This window comes from Flavobacterium sp. NLM, from assembly GCF_002210235.1.
Lineage (GTDB): Bacteria > Bacteroidota > Bacteroidia > Flavobacteriales > Flavobacteriaceae > Flavobacterium > Flavobacterium panici.
In genome coordinates this window covers 34,179-54,706 of record NZ_LIAC01000023.1, presented here as the reverse complement: position 1 = coordinate 54,706, position 20,528 = coordinate 34,179, and the positions used below count along the sequence as shown (strand labels likewise).

The window sequence follows — 20,528 nt, the reverse complement described above, 5'->3', positions numbered from 1 at the left end:
AATTAAAAAGCTGTCTATTATTCATAGACAGCTTTTTTAAAAAAACAACGCTGCACACTCAAGAAATGCAACGAAAACTAACCAACCAGTTCAAATGTTCTCTTTTAAATTTTAGCAAATATATTTGTGTAATATTTTCTTCCAGCAGCATCTGTCGTAATTGAAATACCAAAATGAGTATAATCTCCTTCAATATTTTCTTTATGACCCTGGCTTTCCAGCCATGATTTTACTGCTGCTGCAGATGTTTTGTAGTTGTAAGCAACATTCTCGCCCACTTTTTTAGCACCAAGAACGCTCATAATATTATTAGAACGAGACACAAAATCATTATGATTAACAACATTATTGTCGATCATGTATTTGTTGTGCTCTTCGCACTTATAAGAAATATGATTGATTTTTTCTAATGCCTTTAAACCGATACTTACTCTGTAATCGTTTATTAACTGCATTGTTTCCAATTCAGATGCATTATAATTATAGTCAGTAATTACTTGTTCTGTTGAAGTACTACTTTCATTCCCTTCGGCGCCATCGGCAGAGCATGAGTTCATTGTGATAGATATCACAATGAACACCATGGCGCACATAATCTTTTTCATAATCTGTAGTAGTTTAATGCTTTAAAGTAAATGTTGGGGCAAATTCTTTAAAAATTATTATGTGACAATTTTTCTCTGTTTTATTGTCCAAACGTATTCAATTTGTCGGTAAACTACAAAAATAATCGACGAAATACACTAAAATTTTTTAAAATAATATAAAAATCTTACAATTAAGATGATAGACGATCAATCTTCCATGAAAAATCAGACTGGCTTGTATAGCGAATCCTATCATGTAATCTGTTAGGTCTTCCCTGCCAAAATTCTACTTGCAGCGGCGTTACAATAAATCCGCCCCAATTATCAGGTCTTGGAATTGGTTTTCCTTCAAATTCAGCTTCCAGTTTCTTTAAATTCTCTTCTAAAAAAGTTCTCGACGGAATAACTTCACTTTGATGCGAAACAATTGCACCAAGCTTACTTCCATCTGGTCGGGAATCAAAATAGTTATCCGAAATAATTTCAGAAGTTTTCTGCGCAATCCCTTTTACAATAACCTGACGTTCCATTTCCTGCCAAAAAAAGGACAAACAAACGTTTGGGTTCGCCGTAATAGCTTTTCCCTTTTCAGATTCATAATTCGTATAAAATATAAATCCTTCTTCAGAAAATTTCTTTAATAAAACCACACGAGACTTTGGGAATCCGTCCAAGCCAATTGTCGAAACCGTCATGGCATTTACCTCACCGCTTCCGCCAAAATCCTCCACTTCATGAAACCAGCGGTTAAAAAGATTAATGGGATCTTCGGGAATATTAGTTTCTAATAATTCACTTTTTTCGTAAGATTTTCTATAATTGCTTAAATCACTCATGATTGTTGATTTTAGATATTAGATTGTAGATTTTAGATTTTTTTGTTTCAGGTTTGTCAGGCTGAGCGAAGTCGAAGCCTCTCGTGCTACAAAAGCCCTTCTCCCGAAGCCTCGGGATCGCTCAGGGTGACATCTGTTGTTCACATTCCTAAACTTAGCACCTTAGTACCTCAGTCCCTTAGAACCTTAAATTAAAATTCAAAGCTAAGTCCATCATCTCCCAAAATAACATTTGGAAAAATTTCTTCGGCTTCTTCTTTAAAACGCTCAATTCCGTCGTAGCGGGTTGAATAATGACCTAAAACCAAATGCTTTACATTTGCTTTTAAAGCGATTCTCGCCGCTTCTTTCGCAGTTGAATGCAGTGTTTTTTGTGCCAAAGGAGCTTCAGATTCTAAAAAAGTAGATTCGTGATACAAAATGTCGGCATTTTCAATAATCGGAATCACATCTTCATTATAAACCGTATCCGAACAAAAAGCATAACTCATTGCCGGAATTGGGTCAAAAGATAATTTTTCATTCTCAATTACAGTTCCATCGTCCAGCGTAACATTTCCTCCGTTTTTTATTTTTTGATAATAAGCCGTATGAATATTATAATGCTGGGCAGCTTCGACATTTAACTTTCGCTCTCCCGGTTTTTCCTGAAATAAATAACCATTGGTATAAACACGATGTTTCAGCGGAATCGTTTTTACAATAACACGATTATCTTCAAAAATAACCTCACTTTCCTTCGACTCTAATTCGTGGAAAAACAAATTATACGTTGTCCAGGATTCTGTCAATTTTAATTGAAGCAGAATAAGTTCTTTAATTCCTTTTGGTCCATAAATATGCAAATCTGTCGTTCTTCCCAAAAGAGAAAAAGTCGAAATGGTTCCAATTAATCCATAAAGATGATCGCCATGAAGATGCGAAATAAAAATGTGATTAATTTTTGAAAATTTAATCTTATTCTTTCGAAGCTGAACCTGAGTTCCTTCTCCACAATCAATTAAAAACAAACGATTTTTAATTTCTAAAACCTGTGAAGTCGGATTAGTAAGTGTTCTGGGAGTTGCGGCATAACAGCCAAGTATAGTTAATTTCATTTTAGATTTTAGATTGTTGATTTTAGATTCTAGATAGATAAAAACATTTTAGATTTAGCATTAAAAAAAATCTAAAATCTAAAATCAGAAATCTAAAATTAAAACCCTAAGTCTCTTTCAATTTCTTCCATTTCGATAATATCGTGTGCTTCTAAAAGAGAAGGAACAACAACCAACTTATCTGAAATAGCATTAAAATCAAGATCACAGGCTACAATTACAAACGATTTTTTTGCTTTTTTCTGAAGCTTAACCAGCGGTAAAAAAGCTTTTAAATCATTTTCTGTCAATTCAGAATCTGACGACAAATCGATTATAATATTTTGTTTTTCAAAGGTTTTAAACTGCTGCGTTACTTTCTCTACAAAGCCATTAAAATCGCCTTGCGTATCTTTTATGGTAACGGTATGTCCTTTTTGATCTACTTTCATTTTATAATTTGTGGGGCTAATATAAAAATTGATTTTTCAGAGCGCTAAGGTACGAAGTTTTTTGTTTGTTGTTTCAAGTTTTAGGTTTCAGGTTTCAAGTTTACAGATTGTCAGGCTGAGCGAAGTCGAAGCCCTCGTCACGTAAAAGCCCTTCGACTTCGCTCAGGGTGACATCCAGATATTCAAGTTCCAACAACTTGAAACCTGAAACCTAAAACTTGAAACAAAACTACTGTATTTTAGATGCCAAAAGATAAATAACCGCCATTCTAATTGCAACACCATTCTCCACCTGATTTAAGATTACAGAATGATCAGAATCAGCAACTTCAGAGGTAATCTCAACTCCTCTATTGATTGGTCCCGGGTGCATGATTACAATTTCTTTTCCAAGAGAATCTAAAAGTGGTTTATCAACTCCGTATTGTTGTGCATATTCACGTGTAGATGGAAAGAAGTTTACATCCATACGTTCGTTTTGTACACGAAGCATGTTCGCAACATCACACCATTCTAAAGCTTTGCGTAAATTTGGTTCAACCGTAACACCAAGCGATTCAATATATCTCGGAATCAGAGTTTTTGGTCCGCAGACTTTTACTTCAGCACCTTGCATCTGCAAAGCATATATATTAGATAAGGCAACTCTCGAATGCAGAATATCGCCTACAATAACTACTTTTTTTCCGGCAACATCGCCCAGTTTTTCTCTGATAGAATAACTGTCTAACAAAGCCTGAGTTGGGTGTTCGTGCGCTCCGTCTCCGGCGTTTACGATACTGGCTTTGACATTTTTAGATAAAAAATAAGCCGCTCCGGGATTAGAGTGGCGCATTACAACCATATCAACTTTCATTGAAAGGATATTATTTACAGTATCAATCAGGGTTTCTCCTTTTTTAACCGACGACTGTGCTGCAGAAAAACTAATAACATCTGCAGATAAACGTTTCTGTGCTAATTCAAAGGAAAGTTTGGTTCTTGTACTGTTTTCGAAGAAAATATTGGCAATGGTAATATCTCGTAATGAAGGAACTTTTTTAATTGGTCGGTTAATGACTTCTTTAAAATGATCTGCCGTTTCAAAAATCAGGTTAATATCATTCTCATTGATGTATTTAATTCCTAATAAATGATTTACGCTTAATTCTTTCATTGTGTTTGTTTATATATTTATTGTTTAATCGTTTTATTTGTTAAACCGTTTAATCGTTCCTTCCGATTAAACAATTAACCGGTTAACCGATTAAACTTAATTTGTCACTAGGTGAACCACATCTTCACCATCATTTTCTTTCCAGCTTACTTTTACTTTTTCGCCATTAATTGCATCCACCTGACGGCCTCTATAATCGGGTTGAATTGGTAAATTACGGCTGAAACGTCTGTCGATTAACACTAACAATTCAATTTCAGAAGGTCTTCCAAAAGATTGAATTGCGGTTAACGCAGAACGAATGCTTCGTCCGGTAAACAAAACGTCATCTATAAAAATGACTTTTTTGTCTTCGACTATAAAATTTATCTGAGTTTTATTGGCTTCAAGCGGTTTATCGGTTCTGCGGAAATCATCTCTAAAAAAAGTAATATCAAGATATCCCAAAGAAATTTCAGGAGTTTGGTATTCGTTCTCTAAAATCTGTTTTAAACGCTCAGCCAAATAAACACCTCTCGGCTGAATCCCGATTAAAATTGTATCAGAGAAATCCAGATGTTTTTCGATTAACTGACAAGCCAAACGATGGAGTATGATAGTAACTTCTTTTGAATTAAGTAATACTTTTTGGCTCATAAGTAATTGTAATGTTTGGTTGGGCAAATATACAAAATCAGAATTTATTTGTTGGGGAGAGAGAAATGTTTTTGACTAATAAAATTTATTAATAACCGAAAAAGTTCTTTTTGTTTAATTTAAAATAAATCTTACTTTTCACATATCCTATAATTTAAAATTATATTTTAGCTAATGCAATCATCCAAACTATATTAAAAACCAATGTATCAATAATTTTAATGAGAATAAAATCAATAACTCTAAATAAAATAAAATCATTTGAAAAGAAAACTACTTTTGATTTTTCTGAATCTGACAAAATAAATACAATAAGTGGTATAAATGGCTCAGGAAAAACCACCGTTTTTAAATCTATGATTTTAGCTCAGAAACTATATTTTTCAAAAACTTATGTAATAACATTAAATAATAATGAAGAATTACTTAACTTTTTTAACGAGGTAGGCTCATATATAATAATTGAATTTGAATTCGCAGATAATTCGACTAGTTCATTCACGTTAAATTGTGCTCTTCGAAACAAGGAAAAAGTCAAAATTAATTTAGTAATAAATGAAAATGATAAAGAAAAAATTAATGGCTTTTGGAATTTTGACAATCCTAAAAATTTAATAATTTATATAGATTCAAATCGAAATATATCCGAAGAAGACTTTTCTAATGAAGATATTAAGCTTACTAATAATGACACAAACTCATTAATAATAGACTATATTATTCAACCTGATAAATTATTCTTTAACACTTACGAAAGATTAATAAGAGATTATATTCGTGAAAGAATTATTCCTAGCACTCCAAGAACTGATTTACCACATTTCACTTCAAAAATACTAATACACAACATATTAGACTATTTAGAATTTTCAAATTTCACTTCACTAGAAAGAAAAAATCAATTTATACTTCAAGTTAAAAGAGGAAATGTTAAAAAAAAACACACATATGATGTTCGTAATTTAAGTTCTGGTGAAAAGACTCTTTTTTACATTTTTCATTTTATTTGTTATGTAAAAAGTATTGGAATGCTTATAATTGATGAGCCAGAAAACAATTTACATGAAGAAATGCTTTCAAAATTCGTTAATCTCCTTTATGAAATAACACATGAAGAAAAATTTTCAAATTTGATTTTAAAAAAAGCTAAAATAATAAAACAGCCAATTAGTGAAAATATAAATAAGCAAATTACTAATTTTTACAAAGATCATACTCTATCACAAACATTTTTACTTACCCATTCTAAGAATTTGATATATAATAATTTTACGATTGGTAAAAACTTTATAATTGAGGATGGAATTTCTTTAATCGATTATGAGAACCATGAAAAGTTATTGAGAAACATCGGTTTAAGTAAAATTATCAACAAAGTACTTTTTGTCGAGGGCAAAACAGAAAATGAAATTTTAGAAAAAATTTTCTCTCCTTTAAATATTAAAATAAAGAATTTAAATGGCTCATCTGAAGTTATTGAAACATATAGAAAATATTACTCATTTCACAATCACATTAGAGATGTCCAATTTTGTTTCTTAATTGACAAAGACACACGTACTGAATATGAAATAGAAGATATGAGAAAAAATGATTCATTATTTTTTGATGAACATTTCATCATAATGAATAAGCATGAAATAGAAAATTATTTATTAGACAGCAAATTAATACATAATCTATTCAAAATTCACAATAATCTTAACAAAGACATTAAAGTACCTTTAGAGAATGAAATAGAAAAAAAAATAAAAGAAATAGCTGATTCTAATAAAGAACATGTTTTCAGAAAATCAATTCAAAATTTAAATCAAAATAGTTTACATAAAATAAAGTTAGCAGTTAGCACAAAATCAATTGAAGTACTAAATAAAACTGCATATAATAAATACATTGAAAGTGTTTTTGATTCAAAATCAATAACCGAAACAATTGAAATTTTAAAAAATAATTTTAGCAGAATTGACGAAATAAATAACAATTGGGAAAAAGACTGGAAAGACTTATGTGATGGAAAAATTGTTCTAAATCAACTAAAAACTCATCTTGCTAAAGAACTAGGTCTTACTGCTCCAAGAGTAATTAATGAACTAATTAATTCCGCACAAGAATCAAAATCACATGATTTTAATTTGTTAATTCAAAAAATAAAGCTACTATATAATTAATTTTTTTTTATGAAAAACATTTAAAATCCAGCTCTGCGAAGTCTCCCGACTTCGTAGCTACTATAATCGGATATAAAGAAAAAAACATTAAAACAGGTGAGAAGTCAAGAAAATTCCTATAGATCATTAGAAGTTTACTCTCAATTTGTCAATTAAAATTATACCCAAAATGAAATTAAAAATTATAGGAATTCCGATTTTTTTACTTTTGATTATTCTAACAAGTTCATGCAAATCAACTCCAGATTTAACAGAAGATGAAGTTTACGGAATCATAAATGAAATTGTAGTTGATGATAGCTTATTTCTTGATCACGTTTGTTGGAAATTTAGAACTATTCCGGTAAAAGAAGAATACAAAAAAGAATTTACAGAAGAAGATATTGATTTCATTAATGAGCAAAATGAACATTTCAAAGATTTAAAAATAAAACCAAACAAAATTAAGTGGTTCAGAAAATCTAAAAAAGTATTTCAATACGCCATAGTTGATACAATTTGCGACCAAGGATTATTATATCATATTTCATTTCCTATAATATCTGCTGATAGAAAAAAAGTTATAATTGAGTTTCAAGAAGACTGTAATTGCTTATTAGGCGGACAAGGAGGTAAATATCTTTATGAGAAAAAAAATGGGCATTGGATTCAGAAAAAAGGTTACGATCAATGGATAAGTCAAAATGAAAAACCACAAATAAAAATCAATGGATAAATACCAGGAAACTTTTGAAACGTGGAATAAAATTGCCAATCTCTATCAAGATAAGTTTATGAATTTAAGCTTATACGACGAGACTTACGATTTCTTTTGTAACATTCTAAAACAGGAGCAAATAAACATATTTGAAATTGGTTGCGGGCCAGGAAACATTACAAAATATTTATTATCCAAAAATCCCAATCTAAAAATTACTGGTATTGACATTGCTCCAAAAATGATCGAATTAGCAAAAGCAAATAATCCTTCTGCCAACTTTGAAGTAATGGATACAAGAGAACTTAGTTCCTTAAATCAAAAATTTGATGCCATTATGTGTGGCTTTTGTTTACCTTATTTATCTGAAAAGGATTGCTCTCAATTAATAATCGATTCAGAGAAAATACTTTCTAACAATGGAATTTTATATTTAAGTTTTGTTCAGGGAAAATCTTCCGAATCTGGTTTTATTTCTGGAAGCACTGGCGATCGCACTTACTTTTATTATCATACTTTAGAAGATGTAAGGAATCAGCTTTTTGAAAGTAATTTTGAAATCCTTAAAATCTTCGAAGTAAATTATCCAAAAGCTGATAATGTAGAAATTCATACCATAATAATTGCTAAGAAGATTGGATAATCAATTCAGAAAGTGATGATTCATATTAATAATACTATAATCTATATAATTTTAAATGATCAACATAATTGAGCATTTAAAAGATTTACAAAAAAAATATGGACGAATTAAAAATGTATAAATAAAAAAAAAGTCTTACATTTTACAGTAAAATCTAAAAACATTTTTCTAATAGACAGCCTTGGTGCTTTACTTACTGCTGTACTGCTCTTTTTTATCCTTAGAACTTTCAACATCTTTTTTGGTTTATCAAAAATCACTTTAGAATATCTTTCTTTACTGGCACTCATCTTTTCAATTTATTCTTTTATGTGCTTTTTTCTAGCAAAAAATAACTGGAAATTATATTTAAAAATAATCTGTACAGCCAACATACTCTATTGTATTTTGACATTTGGCATTTTACTATATTCTTATAAAAGCATTTCTATATTTGGTATCATTTACTTTTAGGCGAAATCTCTATTATAGCCGGGATTGTATTTTTGGAAATAAGAACGATTAGAAAATAAATCCAATCCAACGGTTTCAACATTCTCTTTTTAAAATTCCAAAGGAATGATTCATATTGATATTGTAGAGACGGATTTCAATCCGTTAGAGAACGAATATTTTTTTATTTTTCATTCATAAACAGGATTGAAATTCAGCCTTAAAATATGAATTGAGCCACTGGCTTTATATTTTCTTTTGCAAAACATACCAATAATTGGTATATTTGATAAATTTTTAAATCATGCCAAAAAACACATCAATATTATTAGGCGATTATTTTGATAATTTTATAAATAGTCAAGTAAAAACTGGACGATTCTCATCTGCCAGCGAAGTTATACGTGCAGCATTAAGAATGTTTGAAGAAGAAGAAACAAAGAAAAGCGAATTAATTAAAGAACTAAAAAAAGGCGAAAAATCTGGATTTGTAAAAGATTTCGATCGTGCATCTTTTTTAAATAATCTTGACAAAAAATATCCTAACAATGAATTATAAGATTAGCAACGAAGCATCTTATGATTTAGAAAAAATTTGGTTATATACTTTTGAAAATTGGTCACGTGAACAAGCACATAGATACATAGATTTAATTATAGATGAAATCGAATATTTATGTTTAAATCCTAAATCTGGAAATGATGTAAATCATATCAGAAAAGGATATTTTAGAAGTAAAGTAAAATCACATTTAATATTTTACAAGATAAATATAAAAGAGAATCAATTAGAGATTATTCGAATTTTACATCAGATGATGGATATTGAGAATCATCTAAGTAAATAATCAAGAATCCAAATCCTAAAACATTTCTCAAAAATTCTATAACACATTTTCAAGATTCGTGAAGTAATTTTAATATAGAAATTTAAAAACTCAGAATCATGCAAAATAAAATTACAAGATTGTTAATGGTATTCGTAATACTATTTTCATTTACAAGCTGCGAAGTTATAGGAGACATTTTTAAAGCCGGAATGGGATTCGGGATATTTATTGTGATTTTTATAATTGCAATTGTTATCTGGATTTTAGCTAAGGTTTTCGGAAGCAAATAAGACATAAAAAATTAAAAAATCCCAAACTCCAAGTTTAATCTGGAATTTGGGATTTTTTTATGGATGTAGAACTTTGTCAAAGTTTAAAACTTTGACAAAGTTGTAAGGTCAAAGATTGTAAATTCTAAATTGTAATTTGGAATTTATAATATTGTAATTTAAAAATTAAAGATTATACATCTTCTTTCTTTGTTCCTGAATCTTTTCATCATCAAGATATTCGTCAAATGTCATGTAACGGTCGATAACTCCGTTTGGCGTCAATTCTACAATTCTGTTACCCACAGTTTGTGCAAACTCGTGGTCATGTGTTGTAAAAATTACAGAACCTTTAAAGTTTTTTAATGAGTTATTGAAAGCTGTAATAGACTCTAAATCTAAGTGATTTGTTGGTTCATCTAGCATTAAAACGTTAGCGCGCTCCATCATCATTCTCGAAAGCATACAACGTACTTTTTCTCCTCCAGATAAAACTCGGCTTGTTTTTAAAGCTTCTTCTCCAGAGAAAATCATTTTCCCTAAGAAACCTCTAATAAATACCTCATCACGCTCTTCTTCTGTTTTAGCGTATTGACGTAACCAATCTACTAAAGTCAAATCATTTTCGAAGAAAGAATGGTTTTCAGCAGGAAGATACGCTTGGTTTGTTGTAATTCCCCAATCAAAAGTTCCAGAATCTGCTTTTTGGTTTCCGTTTAAAATTTCATAGAAAGCAGTTGTAGCACGTGAATCTTTAGAGAAAAGAACGATTTTATCTCCTTTTGCCATATTCAAATGAACATCTTTAAACAAAAGTTCACCATCTACAGAAGCTGACAGGTGTTCTACATTTAAAATCTGATCTCCAGCTTCACGATCCTGATCGAAAATAATCGCAGGGTAACGACGGCTTGAAGGTTTGATTTCAGAAATATTCAATTTAGAAATCATTTTTTTACGAGAAGTCGCTTGTTTCGATTTCGCAACGTTTGCACTAAAACGACGAATAAATTCTTCAAGTTCTTGTTTCTTCTCTTCTGCTTTTTTGTTTTGCTGTGCACGTTGCTTTGCCGCTAATTGGCTAGACTCGTACCAGAAAGTATAATTTCCTGAATAGTGATTGATTTTTCCGAAATCAATATCAGAAATATGTGTACAAACGGCATCTAAAAAGTGACGGTCGTGAGATACTACAATTACAGTATTTTCATAGTTTGCTAAGAAATTTTCTAACCAAGCGATTGTCTCGAAATCCAAATCGTTGGTAGGCTCATCCATAATAAGCAAATCCGGATTTCCAAAAAGTGCCTGCGCCAAAAGCACACGAACTTTCATTTTTCCTTCCATATCGCCCATCAAAGTATAATGATGCTCTTCGTTGATGCCTAAGTTCGACAACATTGCTGCAGCATCAGAGTCGGCATTCCATCCGTTCATTTCTTCAAACTGAACCTGAAGCTCCCCTATTCTGTCGGCATTTTTATCGTTGTAGTCTAAATAAAGTTCATCCATTTCTTTTTTAACAGCATACAAAACTTTATTTCCCATTAAAACGGTTTCCAAAACGGTATGTTCGTCGAACATATTGTGATTTTGGTTTAAAACCGACATACGTTTTCCCGGCTCTAAATGAATATGTCCCGAAGTTGGGTCCATATCGCCTGAAATGATTTTTAGAAATGTAGATTTTCCAGCACCATTGGCTCCAATAACGCCGTAAATATTTCCGTGAGTGAATGTGGTATTTACTTCGTCAAACAAAATTCGTTTGCCAAATTGAACTGATAAATTATTGACTGTTAACATGAATGTCTTTTTAATTAATTTGGTGCAAAAGTAGTGAAAAAGGTTCAGAGTTGCAAAGGTGCAAAGGGACTAAGTTTTTTTATACGAACGAGGATTTTCTCGCAAAGGCGCAAAGACGCAGAGTTTTGTTTTACGCAGATGATTATTACGCAATCTTCTCATTTCGAGGAACGAGAAATCTTCGCAAGAAACTCGACAAAGATTAGCTTATCGTTGCGGAGCTGCTTACGAAGATTTCTCGTTCCTCGAAATGACAAAAATGAGGTAACTTTGCGAGATTAATTCAATTATAGCTTACTTTCTTTCGCTAAAGCAACTTCTAAGCTTTCGAAATTTGGCAGGACTTTAGAAATTAATCCTTCTTTGTTTAGAATAAAATGTGTAGGGAATGAATTTAGCTGTAAAGATTCATTCATGTATTCTTTCATATTTGGGATTACAGCATATGAAAGCGGTTTTCTGGCTAAGAATGTTTTTAATTGTTCCGGCGAATCTTCGGCTAAACTTATAAATAGAATATCTTTTCGGTCTTTATATTCTTCTGTTAGTTTATTTACCTGCGGAAATTCTCTTATACATGGTGTACAGTGAATATACCAGCATTTTATAACGATTATTTTTCCTTTCATTGTTTCGTTAGAAACTTCATTTCCATTTAAATCTTTAAATAAAAATGGAGGAAAAGCAGTTCCTTCCATCTTATAGTTTTTAAGAGCGTCAAAACCAATTTGGTTGATGGTGGCTTTTATACTGGTATCTGTTTTTGGCTGAATTTTGAATAACTTATAATAGTAAACCGCATCTTCTGATTTTAATCTAATTGGAATGAAATTTCCATTTGCTAACTGATCTAAAAAAGCTTCTTTTGAAATTTCTTTTGTAGAAGAATCAAGTGCAATAAAATCTCTGGAAAGCATTATTTTTTTACTTTGATAGGCAGACCAATCTCCAAAAGTTTTTTGAATTTGAATGGGATTTACTTCCGGATTTCCAAATTTATTTTGAGCGAAAGAAAAAGTGAAAAATAAAAATGCGATTGTAATGGCGATGAAGTTTTTCATAAAGATTTTATGCAATAATTCTGGAGTCAAAAGTACTTAAAATAGTTTGCAATTTGGGTTTTAATCGTGAAGAAATGGCACGCAGATGATACGGATTCGCTATCGCGAAAACTCGGATTTATACGGATTTTATTCGCTTTTTATAATGCACTATAATCTTGTCATCCTGAGGAACAAAATGTTTGATGAAACTGAATGTTCTAGCCCTGATAGTAGTGGAAATCCTTTTGTGTCTCGTTTCTTTAACGAGACACAAAAGATTGGAGCGGATAGCAGGAAATAGCTCCTAAAAAATCATCATCACTTTATTTCATTATAAACCATAAAAAAACCTGGCAATATAATTGCCAGGTTCATAATGCGATCCTCAAGGAGAAAACCAAATAACAAATCTCCTTAATTCACGGCATTTATTCGAAATAAAAATTAGATTAAAAAATAAATAACCAAACTCAATTTTAACCGTCCCAATACTTTTATTTCTAAATTTTAAATCCTTTTATTCTAGTTTAAAAAGTTCATTACTTTAAATGATTTCTTGTTTCCAGATTTGTCTGTTACTACAACTAAAAACAATTGTTTAGTTGAGAAACTATGACTTTGAAGCAATACTTCTTTATTGTTTTGAACATTTCTGTGACTTACTAAATTTTGTCCAATAATGTTGAATACATCAACTTGGGCGATATCTTCGTTTTCATTTGAAACTGATAATGCATTGTTTTTGAAATACGCTATCGTTGCATTGCTTTTTGAAGAAATATCATCAAGAGCTAATGTTTTTGCTGCACCTTGTGATGCGAAATAAGCGGCATACGCTTTAGATAATTCAGATGAATTTCCACAAGAAGAGGCATCCCAGTTTACAGACCAAGTCATTAAACCTCTTAAAGAAGGATATGGTCCGCCTGGCTGCATCGTGTATGTTCTTCCAGAAAAAGTAGTTCCGGTTCTTAAATAATGCATAGCATTTATTCCTTCTTGCGGTGTTAAATAACCGCTTCCTGCTGCACTCGGACAAGCCGGTAATGCAATAAGAACTTTTGAAGCTGGTAAACCATCAAAACGCATTCCTGTTGAAGCAATGTTATACCCTTTTATCACCATATCAGTTAAGGCTGTAACCATATTTGATTTCTTAGCTGAACCGTAATATTGACCATCTAATCCGTTTTCTCCTCCTGTATTATACAATTGTACCGCTAACAAATCTAATTCGTTACGTAAGTTTTGAATGATTGGAAGGAAAGAACCAAATGTATCAGTATAAGTAGAATATCCTCCTTGTACGTATTGTGTTTCCGGAGCTGCAGTTAATAAGAATCCTGGGCCATAGTAAGCTTTTAATTCTTTGAAAGCATCTACTACGTTTTTCAATCTTGGATAAGCAGAAATTCCCGCATAAGAAATATCTCTTAGATTTCCTGCACTAAAATTCATCGATCCACCTTCAAAATCAATATCAACTCCATCAAATTGATACTCGTCGATAATTGCTTTTAGACCATTAACAAAAATATTTTTTTGAGTAACATTCTCTAAAACAACATGACCATTTTGACCTCCAATAGAAACAATAACAGGAACGCCGCTATCTCTTAATGATTTTATATCATTTTTCAACAATTGCTTATTGAAAACACCATTGGTCAAATATCTATTGTCATTTGTAGTTAATACTGGTGTGTAACCATCACGATTAACTGTTTCTACGAAAGAATAGTCAACTACGTTAAATTTACTTCCCACCATTTGAGAAAAATATAAAAATGGAGCACCCGCATTTTCCCAAGAATGTGCATATCCTAAAATAATTTTAGATGGAAGCGGAATGAATCTATTTGTACCTACTTGGGCAATTTTAATGGTATTGTTTAATGTAGTTACACCAGATTGATTATCGGTTGCTTTGATAACAACTGGATAATCCTGATAAGCAGATGGTGTAAAATTATACGTATAGGTATTATTTGTACCTGCTGTCATGTTAAATGTACCTCCGTTTATTGTAATCGTAACACCTGAAACTGATCCGTTACTATCTACAGCTGTAACTGAAATTGGCACAGCCTGGAAAGAATTTTGGTATACAGTAGCAGATGGTGAATTCCAAGTAATTACTGGTAATGAATTAGGACAATTTGAACCTGAACAAGTTAATGTAAAACTATATGTTTTTGCCTCTGTTGTTCCGTTTGATGCAGTAGCCGTAACAGTTAACGTATGAGAAACCCCAAACTGATTTGCTGCTGGCGTCCAAGTCGATGTATAAGTTCCTGAAGAATTGCTAGCACTTATAGTTTGTCCATCTAAACTAAATACAACAGATGAGATTGTAGTAGCATCTGCAGCACTTAATCCAACAGTTGCAACAAAATTAATTGATGATCCTAAATTTATAGCAATCGTCGAAGCTGTTGGCGCTGTAATAGTAACTACTGGCTTAGTCGCAACTACCGCTTGTCTATTAAAATTATAAACCGTTGGAGTTGTTGGAACTGCAAAGTTTGCTAAGTTATTTGGGTAATAAGTTTGTTCCCCATTTTCCCATGTATTTAATTTCAAACTTAAAATTTGTGAATAACCCGCTACAACTGAATTATCGAAAGTATAATTTCCTGATGCATCTGTTGTTGCTAAAACACTTTTCCAGTTATGTGTATTATCTGTCCAAGGTAAAACAATTTCTACTTTTGCACCAGTAACCGGAGTTGTTCCGTTTTTAACTGTTCCGCTAATTAAGTTTGCCTGAACTTGTGCTGCTTTTGCTGTAGAACTAGTATTAAAGTTATAAACTGTTGGGTTTGCAGGAACTGGGAAATTTGCCAAATTATTTGGAAAATAAGCTGTTTCTCCGTTTTCCCAAGAGTTTAATTTCAAACTTGTAACGGTTGTATAACCTGCTACAACTGAATTATCAAAACTGTATTTTCCTTGTGAATCTGTTGTTGCTAAAACGCTTTTCCAGTTGTGAGTGCTGTCTGTCCAAGGTAAAACAATTTCTACTTTTGCACCAGCAACCGGAGTTGTTCCGTTTTTAACTGTTCCGCTGATTTTGCTTGAAGGAACTACAATAACATCTTGTGAGAAGTTTAATGTTTTGTTCGCTGTTAAATTAGTATAAACTGTTGAAGCTGGAGTAAAAGTTTGTCCTGTTAATGCAGCTGTTACTGTATAATTTCCGCCAGAAGCCAATGTAAGTGAATAAGCTCCGCTTGAATTAGTTGTTGCTGTAACATTTCCTGCTGTAGAAGCTGCTGTAACTGTTACACCAGAAACTCCAGTACTTCCGTTAAGAACTGTTCCGCTTACTGTATAAGTTACAACTGCTGCTCCCTGGGTAAAATTCAACGTTTTGTTTGAATCAATTGCGTTGTAAACTGTAGAAGCTGGCGTGTATGAAAATCCAGTTTTGGCAGCAGTAACTGTATAATTTAATCCAGCTGTTAAACCTGCAACGCTGTAAACTCCGCTTGCATTTGAAACTGCTGTTAATGTTGAGCTTCCAGAAACTGCAGAAACTGTTACACCAGAAACTCCAGTGCTTCCGTTAAGAACTGTTCCACTTACTGTGTAAGTTGGCTGTGTTCCGTTAATGATAACTCCTGTTTGATTCACAACAACATTTGTTAAAGTTACCGGAGTAAAAGTATAAGTCGCTTTTAATGCCGTAACGGTATAATTTTGTCCAGAAGTTAGGCTGTTGAATGTAAAATTCCCTGTAGCCGAAACTATTGTTTGAATTACTGCATTACTTGCATTACGCAATTCAACTGTAACATCTGTAACTAAAGCTGATCCGTTTTTTGCGGAACCAGAAATACTTACTGTTCCCGGAACAACGCTTCCAAAAGAAGTATCAACCTGAGTTAATAATGAATTTGGAATTGAACCTCTCGTATCCTGAGATAATTCCCAGATCATTCCTCCAGCTAAGTTTCTTGATTTTATATACTGAACTTTTAAATCTATCGACTGCTTATCTTCATAAGAAATAAACTCTTTTCTAGTAGCATTATATAAATAAGGAACTTTAGTCGTATTATCAAAATATCTTACCCATCCTGCAGAAGCTGCACTTGATGTAACCTGCATTGTATTTGGATCTAAATAAGCATGTGAGTTTGTAACAGGATTTCCGACTAAATCACAAATCTCGATACTTCCTGAACGCTCGCACGCTCCTGAACCATCCCATGTTCCAATAGGATTTTGCGGATTTGTACATCCTCCAACTATATCTCTTGGAGCTGAAACGAATAATCCGTTTGTTGAATTAGTGGCAACGTGATCGAATTTCTTTCCATAGAAAGGTAATCCCATAATTAATTTATTTGCAGGGAAACCAATTACGTTTAGATATTGATTTGTTAATTCATCCAATGATTCAGATTGTGTTGCGCCATACAAAGGATCGTTTGGATTTCCACTTGCATATAAAGGTGCGTTGTAGCATGTTTTGTCATACCAGTTTCCACCAAAATCATATCCGAAATATGTGATATAATCGCAATAAGTTGAAATGTCTTCTGTCATTCCGTATTGAGATCTGTTATTTGGTCCTAAATATTGCTGAGAAACCTTTCTAACATTGTTTCCGGCTGCGATAGTAATTAATTTATTTGGCATTGCCTGACGCATTGCTTTCAATAATAATACTAAATTTTTGTTGTCATCCGGACTGTATTTTTGCGGAGGAACAGGCGAGCCATTTACAATTTCTGTACCGTCAGTTCCACCCGAAAGAGGATATTCCCAATCGATGTCAAAACCATCAATAAACGGATAAGTTACAATAAAGTTTGCCATATCTGCAGCCAATGCCGCTCTTGCCACAGGACTTGCAGCAATTGGAGAAAGATCCTGGCCTTTTGTCCAGCCTCCAACAGAAATTAAGACTTTTAAATGAGGATATTTTTCTTTTAACTTTTTCAAGTCATAAAAGTTTCCTTTTACCGGAGCATCCCACGGGATTCCACCTTCCATATGCTCAAAATCAGCATAGGTATCCAAACATTTTAATTTTGTATTCTCCGGATGTGCCGGATCATACGTTGTGCCATAAAAAGAATAATTTAAATGCGTAATTTTACTTCCATCAATTTTCGGAACGTTAAAATCCCGGGCATAAATAGACCATTGCGCATAATACCCCACTACTTTCTTTCCGTGGGCGGGTTGGGCCAACGCAAGTAGGGGAAACAATAACAAAAAGAGCAATCTGTAATAATGTTTCATAATTAATAAATATTGGTTAATAGAAAATAAATAATTGGGCCGAAGCAGTTTTTACTGCCAGGTTTCGCTCAACACAGGTTGGAAGGCTGCGTCGATTGGAAATAAACTCAAATTAAATTCTATAGATAAATATTACTATTACTGATTTTTCATAATCATTAGCCAATAGTAGTGATTGATATTTATTTATAATTTTTAAAAAAATTAATATTAAATACAAATGATAAATTTGGGACTACTCATCAATCTATACTCTTTTGTTGTCATGTTTAGGTATTCTTTCTATTTGGTTTTTTAAAATGTTAATACTCCGTTAGTGGTTATTTTTTTTTATACTTTATATTATTAGAAAACTAAAATGAGATTTGCGAAGTTTAACATAATTACCTCTACCAGAGGTTACTTCTGGCAGAGATAACTAACACTCAAAACATTAGTGGTAACTTAAACTTACTAAATACTAATTCAAACCAAACCTTAAATTAATTTCTTTAAACTCTCATAAACTGACAACTCGACGTCAGCATGATCTTTTGTATTACATTGCTCTATTAAGCTTTTTAAATCTGCAGCTTTAAGAGTAGATTTATTATCTAAAACAAGCAGTAATTCCTGCGATGCATCACTTAATTTTTTTGACAAAGGAAGAATTGGCTGCACTAAAGGTGCATTTGCACTCAACTCAATTAATCCTTTATTTAGGGTAATCCATTTATTGAAAAATGATGCAACTTTTGCTTTATTCTCTTCTGATTTATTTGCTAAATATTGTGTTACTGCATCATTAAAAGCTAAAGATTCTTTAGCATCTGGATTACATGCATCAGCAAAAAGTGTTAGCGGAGAATACATTTGATATTCTGTTCCTCCTTTGTTTCTTGTATATCCTTTTAAAGGTTCACAAACATTAGAAAACTCATTAATCGATTCCAGGTTTTGATTATTCGTGATATTTCTTAGAATAACATCTTTGTTTTTAATATGTGTTAATCCTAATTCTTCTAATCTAAAAGAAACGTTTTCAAGACGTTTACGCATACTGGCAAGATCAGTAACAGTTTCAGCAGACCAAAGTCTTTCTGCAATTGCCGCTGTTCTTGGCCAAACTCTTGAATCTATCGTTTCTGGTGTTGTAAGTTCTGTCCACATTGTAGCTTCACCACCTAAAATTCTTGCTTTTTCTTCTGCAGATAAATCAGCTCCTTTTGGCATTGGGTCATTTAAATAATGACTTGCAACCGGATACATTAAGTCAATATAATACCCATTTGATAAAACTGTTTTATAGCCTTTTTTCACTGCGTCAACTAGTGACTGCCCTGGTGCAACTCCTTCATTTGGACCTCTCCATGAATGTACAATTGCTTCTTTTGAAAGATCTTTGGTTAAAATTTCTTCCCAGCCCATTAATTGTTTTCCGTGTTTTTTAAGCATCGGAGCTAACTGCATGGTGAAATACGTTTGTAATTCGTGATTTGTTTTTAAATTATGTTTCTTTTTAAATTCCTGAATTTTCGGATTGGCATCCCAATCTTTCCCTTCGTTCTCATCTCCCCCAATATGAAAATAAGCTCCGGGAAATAATGGGCATACCTCATCAAAAAGTTCACTTAAGATTTTATACGTTTTAGGATTTGAAGGATCTAATGTTGGAGTAAAAATTCCCGCATTTCTTTCAATTCCATAGGTACTAATTGCTGTACCTTGAATATTTTTTTCAGAAGTTCCTCCTGTCAATGTGATCACTTTGCTCCCTATTTCCGGGTAAGCCGTAAGTATTGCAGATCCGTGACCCGGAACATCTATTTCAGGAACTATTAAAATACCGCGCTCATCAGCATATTTTACGATATTTCTAATTTCCTCTTGTGTGTAATACAATCCATCCGAAGCTAATTCGATTAATTTTGGATGCTTTTTAGTTTCAATTCTCCAGCCTTGATCATCAACCAAATGCCAGTGAAAAACATTCATTTTCATTGCTGCCAATGCATCAATATTTCTTTTGATTACATCTACAGGCTGAAAATGTCTTGCTGCATCAATCATTAAACCTCTCCAGGTAAATCTTGGAAAATCTGAGATTTGAGATACAGGAAAATAAAATGATTTGCTATCATTTTGCAGCAATTGTAATAACGTTTCTAATCCGTGCAAAGCACCTAAATCGCTTGTTGCATTGATCGTTATTTTGTTTGATTTTATATCTAAGCTGTAACTTTCGTCTTCGTATAAACCAATTTTCCCGTTTTTATCACAGTTAATCTGTAATTCAGCGTTTGGAAATTCGTTTAGTTTAGAAATAAAACCTTGTTCGAAAAATATACCTGTTCTACCATCTAATCGGCGCAAAAAACGAGTTACTCCACCAAAAATTCTTGGATTTGGATTTCCGGAAATATTAACTTTAAAATTTTTGCTTAAAGTAAAATTTCCATCATTTACAACAACATTCTGAGGCCAGGGCATAAGGTTCAACTGCTCTTTTTTAACCTGAGCACCTGCTGTTACACCCGCTAATAGTAGTACAAATAAATATTTCATTTTTATTTTTTTTGGTCAGATGCTTTTCTGAAACATCCATTTAAATTATAAAAAAAACAAAACTCAGAAAGACTTCTGCTTACCTCACTTATCGCTT

The 20,528-nt window shown here is 32.3% G+C and carries 16 protein-coding genes; 6 read left to right on the top strand and 10 right to left on the bottom strand.

From position 1 onward, the window contains the following. Positions 1–104 precede the first annotated feature (104 nt). From APR43_RS22465 to pyrR, 6 genes are all read right to left on the bottom strand, one after another. Entirely contained in the window at positions 105–605 is a 501-nt protein-coding gene (locus tag APR43_RS22465; protein ID WP_053470143.1) for a CAP domain-containing protein, read from the bottom strand. A gap of 173 nt (positions 606–778) precedes the next feature. Then, complete coding sequence (gene pdxH / locus APR43_RS22460) at positions 779–1,423, bottom strand: pyridoxamine 5'-phosphate oxidase (protein ID WP_053470144.1); 645 nt, start codon at positions 1,421–1,423, stop codon at positions 779–781. 191 nt (positions 1,424–1,614) lie between these two features. Continuing rightward, positions 1,615–2,520 carry a ribonuclease Z gene (locus tag APR43_RS22455; protein ID WP_053470145.1) on the bottom strand — a complete coding sequence of 302 codons (906 nt, stop codon included), beginning with the start codon at positions 2,518–2,520 and terminating at the stop codon, positions 1,615–1,617. Positions 2,521–2,618: 98 nt separating this feature from the next. Further along, complete coding sequence (locus tag APR43_RS22450) at positions 2,619–2,951, bottom strand: hypothetical protein (RefSeq protein ID WP_053470146.1); 333 nt, start codon at positions 2,949–2,951, stop codon at positions 2,619–2,621. Between the two features lie 229 nt (positions 2,952–3,180). Continuing rightward, on the bottom strand, positions 3,181–4,107 hold the full coding sequence (locus APR43_RS22445) for an aspartate carbamoyltransferase catalytic subunit (protein ID WP_029273654.1): 927 nt from the start codon (positions 4,105–4,107) through the stop codon (positions 3,181–3,183). A gap of 96 nt (positions 4,108–4,203) precedes the next feature. Continuing rightward, positions 4,204–4,743 carry a bifunctional pyr operon transcriptional regulator/uracil phosphoribosyltransferase PyrR gene (gene pyrR, locus APR43_RS22440; RefSeq protein ID WP_053470147.1) on the bottom strand — a complete coding sequence of 180 codons (540 nt, stop codon included), beginning with the start codon at positions 4,741–4,743 and terminating at the stop codon, positions 4,204–4,206. Positions 4,744–4,964: 221 nt separating this feature from the next. Here pyrR and APR43_RS22435 point away from each other — a divergent pair, with 221 nt between their 5' ends. The 6 genes from APR43_RS22435 to APR43_RS24550 all read left to right on the top strand — a co-directional run bounded on the left by APR43_RS22435 (position 4,965) and on the right by APR43_RS24550 (position 9,803). Then, positions 4,965–6,911 (top strand): AAA family ATPase, encoded by a 1,947-nt coding sequence (locus APR43_RS22435; protein ID WP_053470148.1) that lies wholly within the window; start codon positions 4,965–4,967, stop codon positions 6,909–6,911. A 169-nt stretch (positions 6,912–7,080) separates the two neighbouring features. Further along, positions 7,081–7,626 carry a hypothetical protein gene (locus APR43_RS22430; RefSeq protein WP_053470149.1) on the top strand — a complete coding sequence of 182 codons (546 nt, stop codon included), beginning with the start codon at positions 7,081–7,083 and terminating at the stop codon, positions 7,624–7,626. Next, the gene (locus APR43_RS22425) at positions 7,619–8,251 is read left to right on the top strand and encodes a class I SAM-dependent methyltransferase (RefSeq protein WP_053470150.1); all 633 of its coding nucleotides are present in this window, start codon (positions 7,619–7,621) and stop codon (positions 8,249–8,251) included. Before APR43_RS22430 ends, APR43_RS22425 begins: the two co-directional genes overlap by 8 nt. Positions 8,252–8,987: 736 nt before the next feature. Beyond that, a complete protein-coding gene (locus APR43_RS22415) occupies positions 8,988–9,242 on the top strand; it encodes a type II toxin-antitoxin system ParD family antitoxin (RefSeq protein WP_053470152.1) in 255 nt (84 codons plus the stop codon). Further along, on the top strand, positions 9,232–9,531 hold the full coding sequence (locus tag APR43_RS22410; RefSeq protein WP_053470153.1) for a type II toxin-antitoxin system RelE/ParE family toxin: 300 nt from the start codon (positions 9,232–9,234) through the stop codon (positions 9,529–9,531). The genes APR43_RS22415 and APR43_RS22410 overlap by 11 nt, the downstream gene beginning before the upstream one ends. A 98-nt stretch (positions 9,532–9,629) precedes the next feature. Beyond that, positions 9,630–9,803 carry a hypothetical protein gene (locus tag APR43_RS24550; RefSeq protein WP_165590656.1) on the top strand — a complete coding sequence of 58 codons (174 nt, stop codon included), beginning with the start codon at positions 9,630–9,632 and terminating at the stop codon, positions 9,801–9,803. A gap of 165 nt (positions 9,804–9,968) precedes the next feature. Here APR43_RS24550 and APR43_RS22405 read toward each other — a convergent pair whose 3' ends face one another. The 4 genes from APR43_RS22405 to APR43_RS22390 form a co-directional block, all read right to left on the bottom strand. After that, positions 9,969–11,588 (bottom strand): ABC-F family ATP-binding cassette domain-containing protein, encoded by a 1,620-nt coding sequence (locus APR43_RS22405; protein WP_053470154.1) that lies wholly within the window; start codon positions 11,586–11,588, stop codon positions 9,969–9,971. Between the two features lie 287 nt (positions 11,589–11,875). Beyond that, the gene (locus tag APR43_RS22400; protein WP_053470155.1) at positions 11,876–12,649 is read right to left on the bottom strand and encodes a TlpA family protein disulfide reductase; all 774 of its coding nucleotides are present in this window, start codon (positions 12,647–12,649) and stop codon (positions 11,876–11,878) included. 504 nt (positions 12,650–13,153) lie between these two features. Continuing rightward, on the bottom strand, positions 13,154–17,887 hold the full coding sequence (gene chiA, locus APR43_RS22395) for a T9SS-translocated chitinase ChiA (RefSeq protein ID WP_053470156.1): 4,734 nt from the start codon (positions 17,885–17,887) through the stop codon (positions 13,154–13,156). A gap of 477 nt (positions 17,888–18,364) precedes the next feature. Further along, the gene (locus tag APR43_RS22390; RefSeq protein ID WP_053470157.1) at positions 18,365–20,431 is read right to left on the bottom strand and encodes a beta-N-acetylhexosaminidase; all 2,067 of its coding nucleotides are present in this window, start codon (positions 20,429–20,431) and stop codon (positions 18,365–18,367) included. Positions 20,432–20,528: the final 97 nt, after the last annotated feature.